The sequence below is a fragment of the Chamaesiphon sp. VAR_69_metabat_338 genome (assembly GCF_031423935.1).
Taxonomy (GTDB): Bacteria; Cyanobacteriota; Cyanobacteriia; order Cyanobacteriales; family Chamaesiphonaceae; genus Chamaesiphon.
This window is the reverse complement of the sequence record NZ_JANPGM010000088.1, coordinates 1-2,428: the sequence shown is the minus strand read 5'-3', so window position 1 is coordinate 2,428 and position 2,428 is coordinate 1. Positions and strand designations below refer to the sequence as shown.

General features: G+C 47.5%; 4 protein-coding genes. All 4 read left to right on the top strand.

Annotated features, from left to right (window positions below; genetic code table 11):
* Positions 1-277 precede the first annotated feature (277 nt).
* Complete coding sequence (locus RMO84_RS02635; RefSeq protein ID WP_310486903.1) at positions 278-913, top strand: glutathione binding-like protein; 636 nt, start codon at positions 278-280, stop codon at positions 911-913.
* 243 nt (positions 914-1,156) lie between these two features.
* On the top strand, positions 1,157-1,345 hold the full coding sequence (locus tag RMO84_RS02630; protein ID WP_310486902.1) for a hypothetical protein: 189 nt from the start codon (positions 1,157-1,159) through the stop codon (positions 1,343-1,345).
* Positions 1,346-1,470: 125 nt separating this feature from the next.
* Positions 1,471-1,983 carry an inorganic diphosphatase gene (locus RMO84_RS02625; RefSeq protein ID WP_310486901.1) on the top strand — a complete coding sequence of 171 codons (513 nt, stop codon included), beginning with the start codon at positions 1,471-1,473 and terminating at the stop codon, positions 1,981-1,983.
* Between the two features lie 101 nt (positions 1,984-2,084).
* Positions 2,085-2,428, top strand: a 344-nt coding sequence (panD, locus tag RMO84_RS02620; protein WP_310486900.1) for an aspartate 1-decarboxylase, incomplete at its 3' end; no start/stop codon positions are given.

Genomic DNA, 2,428 nt, shown 5'->3' with positions numbered 1-2,428 from the left:
GCTCCATCGCGCTCTAGTTGCAATACGGCTTCGAGTAAACTTTGTTGATGTTTGGCCGCATCGGGCAGATCTTCATAATAAATCGCCAGCGGAAACCAAGTCTCGATCGGCATAAAAATATTTCCAGCAATGAATGATTAGATGATTTGCATCAACGATCGAGTTTACCAACTAGCCGTCATTGCTAACCGATCGAGATCGATCGGCAAGAGGCCGAGTTCGGAAATATGGTTTACGATCTACGATAAATCCGGTTGCAGAGCGAACTTTAAATCTTATGACGATCGAACTTTACTACTGGCCGACCCCCAACGGACACAAAATTACGATTTTTTTAGAAGAAGCTGGCTTAGACTATCAAATTTTTCCGATTAATATCCAAGCTGGCGACCAATTTAAACCCGATTTTCTCAAGATTGCGCCCAATAATCGGATGCCAGCAATTATCGATCGCGCGCCTACCGATGGCGGAACGCCGATCTCGATCTTTGAATCTGGTGCGATCTTGCAGTATCTAGCCGAGAAAACGGGTAAATTTATCCCGACCGATCTCCGCCAGCGGAAAGCTGTGATGGAATGGCTATTTTGGCAAGTTGGCGGCTTGGGGCCGATGGCAGGGCAAAATCACCACTTCGTTCAATATGCGCCCGAAAAAATCCCCTATGCGATCGAGCGGTATGTCAAAGAAACCGCGCGGCTGTATGGAGTGCTCGATCGGCAATTAGCAGATAAAGATTATCTGGCAGGAGAGTATTCAATCGCCGACATGGCTTGCTATCCCTGGATAACAGGCTATGCCAAACAACAGCAAAATCTCGCCGATTTTCCCCACCTCCACCGCTGGTTCGATCGCATTGGCGATCGCGAGGCAGTCAAGCGCGCCTACGCAATCGAATTACCGACACAGCATTGAGGCTCGATCTAATTAGTTCAAAACTGTCGGCCTGAATCAATGCTATCTAAAGCTCCACCCTACATCTGTGGCAGCGGGATCGCACTGCAAGCGATCGAGTCAACACTAGTGCGAATGCGAACAATTGTGAGCTGTGTAACAACTATGCACTCATTTTTGGGTAAAATGGGATCAGTGGTGAAATATTCAGCTCCAACTATCGTTGTGAGCTAACACCAATGTCGAGTTAAACAAATAGATCGAATGGATTCAAGTGGCACATCTGGCAAGTCAAACGCCGAACCTCCTCCGCAAAAGTGGGGCGAGTTCTGGGGTAGCGCGATCGCGATCTTTACGCTGATCCTCCCTGTTGCGGCGATCGTGCATTATTCGCCAGCCAATAGCAGCGTGCAAGCATTACCCACTTCACCGCCAGTAGTGTCACCCGAATGAGTTAAACCATCGATTCCGACATCACAGCTATATATCCAATTCCCAATCCCTAGTAAAATGCAGACAGGAAAGTTCGGGCACATGTCCGAACTCGACCCAGCCTGTTTAAATTGGAGAATTTTATTTTGGACTTAACTCTCATTCCCGCGCAACCTAAATACGGGATTATTAACGTTTTAATCGAAATCCCGGCTGGTAGCAAGAATAAATACGAATTTGATAAAGATATGAATGCGATGGCACTCGATCGAGTCCTGTCCTCATCGGTACAATATCCCTACGACTATGGCTTTATTCCCAATACTCTAGGTAACGACGGCGATCCGTTAGATGGGATGGTGATGATGGATCAGCCCACTTTTCCCGGCTGCGTAATTGCCGCTCGACCGATCGGCATGTTAGAAATGATCGACGGTGGCGATCGCGATGAGAAGATTCTCTGCGTCCCTGACAAAGATCCCCGCTACGTCAATGTCAAATCTCTCAAAGATGTTCCCCAACATCGATTGGACGAAATCTCCGAATTTTTCAAAACCTATAAAAACCTCGAAAAGAAAGTAACTGAAATTCTCGGCTGGAAAGATGTCGATGCAGTGATGCCACTCGTTCAAGAATGCGTTGCCGCAGCGAAGAAGTAGGGAGTAGGGAATAGGGGATCGGGGATCGGGAAAAGACCAAAGAGTTTCTTCCATTCCCAGTCCCCAATCTCTCCCATGTCCATTTCTCTTATCATCAACTTATGCAGCGCACTTTATTGGCAGCCAAAATTCACAGTTGTACGATTACCGATGCCAACCTGCAATATATGGGTAGCATCAGTATCGACGAGCACTTGCTCGCGGCTGTCGGCATCCTTCCCTACGAACAAGTGCATGTCGTCAATGTCAATAATGGCGAACGGTTTATCACCTATGCGATCGCCGCAGCCGCTGGCAGTGGTGCGATCGAGTTAAATGGTGCCGCTGCGAGATTGGGCGTCAAAGGCGACAAATTGATTATTATGACGTACGCTCAGTATGCAGACATTGAAGCCCAAAATCACCGCCCCAAAGTGATTATTGTAGACGATCGCAATCAAATTAC

Excerpts from the sequence above, each read along its gene's own strand:
- RMO84_RS02635 (WP_310486903.1), top strand. The coding sequence starts at position 278 with ATGACGATCGAACTTTACTACTGGCCGACCCCCAACGGACACAAAATT.
- RMO84_RS02630 (WP_310486902.1), top strand. The coding sequence starts at position 1,157 with ATGGATTCAAGTGGCACATCTGGCAAGTCAAACGCCGAACCTCCTCCG.